Origin of the sequence: Micrococcus sp. MS-ASIII-49 (genome assembly GCF_000946635.1) — a bacterium.
Classification (GTDB): domain Bacteria; phylum Actinomycetota; class Actinomycetes; order Actinomycetales; family Micrococcaceae; genus Micrococcus; species Micrococcus luteus.
This window is the reverse complement of the sequence record NZ_JXSP01000024.1, coordinates 26,999-33,125: the sequence shown is the minus strand read 5'-3', so window position 1 is coordinate 33,125 and position 6,127 is coordinate 26,999. Positions and strand designations below refer to the sequence as shown.

Here is a 6,127-nt window from a genome sequence, read left to right as displayed (position 1 = left end):
GGGGGGGGGGGGGGGACCCCCGGTGCGCCGCTAGTCTGGAGCGCCATGAAGAAGCCACCCCTCGCCCAGGACCCCATCCGGGAGGCCGCCCGGAACTGGGAGCGTCACGGATGGGGTGACGTCGCCCGCCCGATGGCCGCCATCACCTCGATCATGCGGGCCCAGCAGATCCTGCTGGGTCGGGCGCAGGCCGCGCTCAAGCCCTACGGGCTCACCTTCGCGCGGTACGAGCTGCTGGCGCTGCTGAACTTCTCGCGCGAGAAGCGGATGCGGATGTCCAAGGCGTCCGCGCTCCTGCAGGTCCACCCCACCTCGGTGACCAATGCGGTGGACCGGCTCGAGGCCGCCGGGCTGGTGGAGCGCACCCCCCACGAGTCGGACCGCCGCGCGCTCGTGCTCGCCCTCACGGACGAGGGCCGGCGCGTCGCCGTCGCCGCCACGGAGACGCTCAACGCCGAGGTCTTCGGCCGCTCCGGCTTCGATCCGGCGGACGTGGACACCCTCATCGACGTCCTCGGCCGGTTCCGCGCCGAGGCCGGTGACTTCGAGGCCGACGGCCCCGACGCCGGTGCACCCGCGACGGCGGAGCACACCTCCTCCTGACGCGCTCCCCGGCCTCCGGACCGTCCGGCTCAGCGGGGCTCGAGGCGCACGGCGCCGTCGAGCCGGATGACCTCGCCGTTCAGGAACGGGTTGGACACGATCTGCTCGACGAGCAGCGCGTAGTCCTCGGGTCGGCCGAGGCGGGCCGGATGCGGGGTCTTGGTGGACAGCGCCTCGCGGGCGGCCTCGGGCAGGCCGGCCATCATGGGCGTCTCCATCAGACCGGGGGCGATCGTGACCACGCGGATCTGCGAGGAGGCGAGCTCGCGGGCCGCGGGCAGGGTCAGCGCGACCACGGCGCCCTTGGAGGCGGAGTACGCGATCTGGCCGATCTGCCCGTCGTAGGCCGCCACGGAGGCGGTGTTCACGATGACGCCGCGGTCCTCGCCGAGCGGCTCCTGCGCCTTCATCGCGGCGGCGGCCTGGGCCATCATCGACACGGTGCCGACCGTGTTGATCGCCAGGACCCGACTGAGCACCTCGGCGGACAGCGGCCCGTCGCGACCCACGAGCTTGCCCGGCGTCGCCACGCCGGCGCAGTTGACCAGCACCCGCAGCGGCCCGGCCTCCAGCGCGGCGGCCACGGCCTCCCGGGCGGTGTCCTCGGCGGTGACGTCGCCCGTCACGAAGCGTGCGCGGGGCCCGAGGGCGGCCACGGCGTCCGCGCGGACGGTCTCACCCTCGCGGTCCGGCAGGTCCACCACCACGACGGCGGCACCCGCGTCCGCCAGGCGGCGGGCGGTGGCGTGGCCGAGGCCCGAGGCCCCGCCGGTGACGATCGCGCTCTGGTTCGACAGGTCCATGGACGGACCCTCCCTTCCTCCTCGGGATACCCCCGAGTTCGATAGTTGCATGTCCTACGTTCTCATCCTAGATTAGCGGAAGAGTAACCCAGATCACACACACAGCCGGGCCCGTCACGCCCGCCGTGGGCGGCGCCGCCCGGCGTCCGCCTTCCGCCTGGACCCGCGAGGAGCCCCCATGTCCCAGAAGACCGCGCCCACCGAGACCGCCCCCGTGATCCCCCACTTCGTGCACGGCGAGCAGCGCGAGGGCGCCTCCGGCCGGCACAGCGACGTCTACCACCCGGCCACGGGCAGCGTGGCGGGCCGCGTGCCGCTGGCCTCCGCCGAGGAGATCGACGCCGCCCTGGCCTCCGCCGAGGAGGGCTTCGCCGCGTGGTCGACGCTGAATCCGCAGCGCCGCGGCCGCATCCTGCTGCGCTGGGTCGACCTGATCAACGAGAACATGGACGAGCTGGCCACCGTGCTCGCCCAGGAGCACGGCAAGACCGTCCCGGACGCCAAGGGCGACATCCAGCGCGGCATCGAGGTCGTGGAGTTCGCCGCGGGCGCCCCGCACCTGCTCAAGGGTGAGTTCACCGCCGACGCGGGCACCGGCATCGACGTGCACTCCATCCGCCAGCCGCTCGGCGTGGCCGTGGGCATCACGCCCTTCAACTTCCCGGCGATGATCCCGCTGTGGAAGGCCGGCATCGCCCTGGCAGCGGGCAACGCCTTCGTCCTCAAGCCCTCCGAGCGCGACCCCTCCGTGCCGGTTCGCCTGGCCGAGCTGGCCCTCGAGGCCGGCATGCCCGCCGGCGCCCTCAACGTGGTGCACGGCGACAAGACCGCCGTGGACGCGCTCATCGAGGACCCGCGCGTCAAGGCCGTCGGGTTCGTCGGCTCCACCCCGATCGCGCAGTCCATCTACGCGCACGCCGCCCGCATGGGCAAGCGCGCCCAGTGCTTCGGCGGGGCCAAGAACCACGCCGTGATCATGCCGGACGCGGACCTCGAGATGGCCGCCGACGCCCTGGTCGGCGCCGCCTTCGGCTCCGCCGGCGAGCGCTGCATGGCGATCTCCGTGGCCGTCCCGGTCGGCGAGGAGACCGCCGACCGCCTGATCGCGCTGCTCCGCGAGCGCGTGAAGGACCTCAGGGTCGGCCCGTCGCTCGAGGCGTCCTCGGACTTCGGCCCCGTCGTCTCGAAGGACGCGAAGGAGCGCATCGAGGGCTACATCGCGGCCGGCGTCGAGGCGGGCGCCGACCTGGTCGAGGACGGCCGGGGCGTCGTCGTCGAGGGCCACGAGGACGGCTTCTACGTGGGCGCCACCCTGTTCGACCGCGTCACCCCGGAGATGAGCATCTACCGCGAGGAGATCTTCGGCCCGGTGCTCTCCGTGGTCCGCGCGAAGGACTACGAGGAGGCGCTCACGCTCGTGAACGAGCACGAGTTCGGCAACGGCGTGGCCATCTTCACCCGCGACGGCGACGCCGCCCGCGACTTCTCCACCCGCGTGGACACCGGCATGGTCGGCGTGAACGTGCCGATCCCCGTGCCGATCGCCTACTACACCTTCGGCGGCTGGAAGGCCTCCGGCTTCGGCGACCTGAACCAGCACGGCACGGACGGGCTGAAGTTCTACACCAAGACGAAGACCGTCACCACGCGCTGGCCCTCCGGCGTGCGCGAGGGCGCCAGCTTCGTGATGCCGGCCGGCTCGTGACCGCCCCGCAGCCCGTCCCGACCAGGAGGACCCCATGACCACCGTTCTGTTCCTCGGCCTCGGCCACATGGGCGGCCCCATGGCCGCCAACCTCGCCGCCGCGGGCCACCGCGTGCTCGGCTTCGACCTCGTCCCCGAGGCCCTCGAGAAGGCCCGTGCGGCCGGCGTCGAGACCGTCACGGACACGGCCGCGGCGGCCGCGGAGGCCGACGTCGTGCTGACCATGCTCCCCCACGGACGCCTGGTGCTGGACGTCTACCGAGGGGAGGACGGCGACGGCGGCCTGCTCGCCGCCGCCCGCCCCGGCACCGTGTTCCTGGACTGCTCGACCATCGACGTCGCCGAGGCCCGCGAGGCGGCCGCGGCGGCGGAGGCGGCGGGCATGCGGGCGGCCGACGCGCCGGTCTCGGGCGGCCAGGTGGGCGCCGAGGCCGGCACCCTCGCCTTCATGGTGGGCGCCTCGGACGAGGTGTACACCGAGGTGCTGCCGCTGCTCGAGGTCATGGGCGCCCGGATCGTGCACTGCGGGGGCGCCGGGCTGGGCCAGGCCGCGAAGATCTGCAACAACATGGTGCTGGGGGTCACGCAGATCGCCGTCGCCGAGGCCTTCGTCCTGGGCGAGCGCCTGGGCCTGCAGCACCAGGCCCTGTACGACGTGATGAGCAAGGCCTCCGGGCAGTGCTGGTCCCTGACCACCAACTGCCCGGTGCCCGGCCCTGTCCCCGGCTCCCCCGCGAACCGGGACTTCCAGCCCGGCTTCGCCGGCGCCCTGATGGCCAAGGACCTCGGGCTCGCGCTCGCGGCCCTGGACGAGCAGGGCGTGGCGGCCGACCTGGGCCGCCTCGCGCAGGCCAAATACGCCGAGTACGCCGCCGGAGAAGGCGCCGCCCGCGACTTTTCCGGCATCATCGAGGACATCCGAGCATCACACACGGACAGGAGCGAGGCATGAGCGAGCAGACCACCCCGGACGGCGCCGAGTCGCCGATCATCGTGGAGCGGCAGGGCCGGGTCGGCCATATCCGCCTGAACCGGCCGAAGGCCCTGAATGCGCTGAACGAGGCGACGATGCGTGCCGTCGTCGCGGCGGTGCAGGAGCTGGACACCGACCTGGAGATCGGGGCGATCCTGCTCTCCGGCTCCCCCAAGGCGTTCGCCGCTGGCGCGGACATCAAGGAGATGGCCACCAAGGAGTTCTCCGAGATGTACGCGGCCGACTGGTTCGCCGGCTGGGACGGGCTCACCCGTGCCCGCACCCCCATCGTGGCGTGCGTGACCGGCTACGCCCTCGGCGGCGGCTGCGAGCTGGCCATGATGGCCGATGTGCTCGTGGCCGGCGAGGGCGCGAAGTTCGGCCAGCCCGAGATCAACCTCGGCGTCATCCCCGGCATGGGAGGCTCCCAGCGCCTGACCCGCGCCGTGGGCAAGGCGAAGGCCATGGACATGATCCTCACGGGCCGCATGATCGGGGCGGAGGAGGCCGAGCGCATCGGGCTCGTCTCCCGCGTGGTGGCCGACGAGAAGGCCCTCGAGGAGGCGAAGGAGGTGGCCGCCGCGATCGCCTCCAAGTCCAAGCCCGCCGCGTGGATGGCCAAGGAGACCGTCAACGCCGCGTTCGAGACCACGCTTGCCCAGGGCATCGCCTTCGAGCGCCGCGTGTTCCACTCCGCGTTCGCCACGGCGGACCAGAAGGAGGGCATGGACGCGTTCACGGCCAAGCGCGAGGCGGGGTGGCGGCACCGATGAGCGACGCGCAGACCACCGCGACGACGGCCCCCGCGGCCGCACAGGAGGGCGCGGCGGGCGAGGTGCTCCTCGAGGTCCGCGACGGCCTCGGCCGCATCACGCTGAACCGCCCGCGCGCCCTGAACGCGCTGACGCAGGACATGGTCCGGGCGATCGACGCGGCCCTGACCGACTGGGCCGCGGACCCCGCCGTGCGCGGCGTGCTGATCCGCGGTGCCGGCGAGAAGGGGCTGTGCGCCGGCGGCGACGTCGTCTCCCTGCGCTCCTCCCTCCTGGCCGGGCGGTTCGCGGAGGCCGAGGAGTTCTTCCGCGACGAGTACGCGATGAACGAGCGCATCGCGGCCTACCCCAAGCCGTACGTGGCCTTCATGGACGGGGTCGTCCTGGGCGGCGGCATGGGCGTGTCCGCGCACGGCTCGCATCGCGTGGCCACCGAGCGGACCCGCGCCGGCATGCCCGAGACGGCGATCGGGTTCACCCCCGACGTCGGCGGCTCGTTCCACCTCGCCCGCGCACCCTTCCAGGCGGGCCGGCACCTGGCCGCGACCTCGGCGCACGCCTCCGGGTCCGACGCGGTGGCCCTGGGCCTGGCGGACGTCTTCGTGGAGTCCGCCCGGCTGGACGAGCTCGAGCAGGCCCTCGCCGCGGCGTTCGGCGCCCTCGGCCCGGCCGCGGACGCGGGCGCGCGCGACGAGGCCGCCTTCGCCGCCGCCGACGAGGTGCTGGCCCGGTTCGCGGTGGCCGAGGACGCACGGCCCGCGTCCGCGCTGGTGGCCGGCCGGGAGTGGATCGAGGACGTCTACGACCGGGAGACGGCCGCCGAGGTCCTCGCCGCCCTGGACGAGCGCGCCGCCGCGGGCGGGGAGCACGCCGAGGCCGCGGGGCAGGCCGCCGAGGCCATCCGCACCAAGTCCCCGACCGCCGTCGCCGTGGCCCACGAGGCCCAGCGCCGGCTGGCCGCGCGCGGAGCGGACCTGGCCGTGGCCGACGCGCTGCGCCAGGAGTTCACGATCGGCACCCACCTGATGCGCGAGCCGGACATGGCCGAGGGCATCCGCGCGCTGCTCGTGGACAAGGACAAGGATCCGACGTGGAGTCCGGCCCGGCTCGAGGACGTCTCGGCCGAGGACGTGGCCGGGCACTTCGAGCCCGTGCCCGGGGTGGACCCGCTCGAGCTCGGCTGAGCCCGCCCCGACGGACGGCGCCCCGTGGTCCCGTGTGGTGGCCGCGGGGCGCCGTGCTGTGGGGGGCGACCGGGCGGGCCCCCCCG

Annotated in this window: 6 protein-coding genes; 5 read left to right on the top strand and 1 reads right to left on the bottom strand. The window is 74.0% G+C overall.

Going from position 1 to position 6,127, the window contains the following annotated elements; all coding sequences use genetic code 11:
• Window positions 1–45: 45 nt before the first annotated feature.
• Entirely contained in the window at window positions 46–603 is a 558-nt protein-coding gene (locus SJ20_RS01625) for a MarR family winged helix-turn-helix transcriptional regulator (protein ID WP_044658711.1), read from the top strand.
• Between the two features lie 29 nt (window positions 604–632).
• Here the strand turns inward: SJ20_RS01625 and SJ20_RS01620 are convergent, their stop codons facing one another.
• On the bottom strand, window positions 633–1,406 hold the full coding sequence (locus SJ20_RS01620; protein ID WP_044658710.1) for an SDR family NAD(P)-dependent oxidoreductase: 774 nt from the start codon (window positions 1,404–1,406) through the stop codon (window positions 633–635).
• A gap of 178 nt (window positions 1,407–1,584) precedes the next feature.
• Between SJ20_RS01620 and SJ20_RS01615 the strand changes: the two genes are divergently transcribed.
• Genes SJ20_RS01615 through SJ20_RS01600 form a run of 4 tightly spaced genes read left to right on the top strand, consistent with a single transcriptional unit; the run spans window position 1,585 to window position 6,041 of the window.
• Window positions 1,585–3,111 carry a CoA-acylating methylmalonate-semialdehyde dehydrogenase gene (locus SJ20_RS01615; RefSeq protein WP_044658709.1) on the top strand — a complete coding sequence of 509 codons (1,527 nt, stop codon included), beginning with the start codon at window positions 1,585–1,587 and terminating at the stop codon, window positions 3,109–3,111.
• Window positions 3,112–3,145: 34 nt separating this feature from the next.
• Window positions 3,146–4,063, top strand: a complete 918-nt coding sequence (gene mmsB, locus SJ20_RS01610) for a 3-hydroxyisobutyrate dehydrogenase (RefSeq protein WP_044658708.1) — start codon at window positions 3,146–3,148, stop codon at window positions 4,061–4,063.
• A complete protein-coding gene (locus SJ20_RS01605) occupies window positions 4,060–4,857 on the top strand; it encodes an enoyl-CoA hydratase (protein ID WP_044658707.1) in 798 nt (265 codons plus the stop codon). The genes mmsB and SJ20_RS01605 overlap by 4 nt, the downstream gene beginning before the upstream one ends.
• Window positions 4,854–6,041, top strand: a complete 1,188-nt coding sequence (locus SJ20_RS01600; RefSeq protein WP_044658706.1) for an enoyl-CoA hydratase/isomerase family protein — start codon at window positions 4,854–4,856, stop codon at window positions 6,039–6,041. Before SJ20_RS01605 ends, SJ20_RS01600 begins: the two co-directional genes overlap by 4 nt.
• Window positions 6,042–6,127 lie beyond the last annotated feature (86 nt).

Excerpts from the sequence above, each read along its gene's own strand:
- SJ20_RS01625 (WP_044658711.1), top strand. The coding sequence starts at position 46 with ATGAAGAAGCCACCCCTCGCCCAGGACCCCATCCGGGAGGCCGCCCGG.
- SJ20_RS01620 (WP_044658710.1), bottom strand. The coding sequence starts at position 1,406 with ATGGACCTGTCGAACCAGAGCGCGATCGTCACCGGCGGGGCCTCGGGC.
- SJ20_RS01615 (WP_044658709.1), top strand. The coding sequence starts at position 1,585 with ATGTCCCAGAAGACCGCGCCCACCGAGACCGCCCCCGTGATCCCCCAC.
- mmsB (WP_044658708.1), top strand. The coding sequence starts at position 3,146 with ATGACCACCGTTCTGTTCCTCGGCCTCGGCCACATGGGCGGCCCCATG.
- SJ20_RS01605 (WP_044658707.1), top strand. The coding sequence starts at position 4,060 with ATGAGCGAGCAGACCACCCCGGACGGCGCCGAGTCGCCGATCATCGTG.
- SJ20_RS01600 (WP_044658706.1), top strand. The coding sequence starts at position 4,854 with ATGAGCGACGCGCAGACCACCGCGACGACGGCCCCCGCGGCCGCACAG.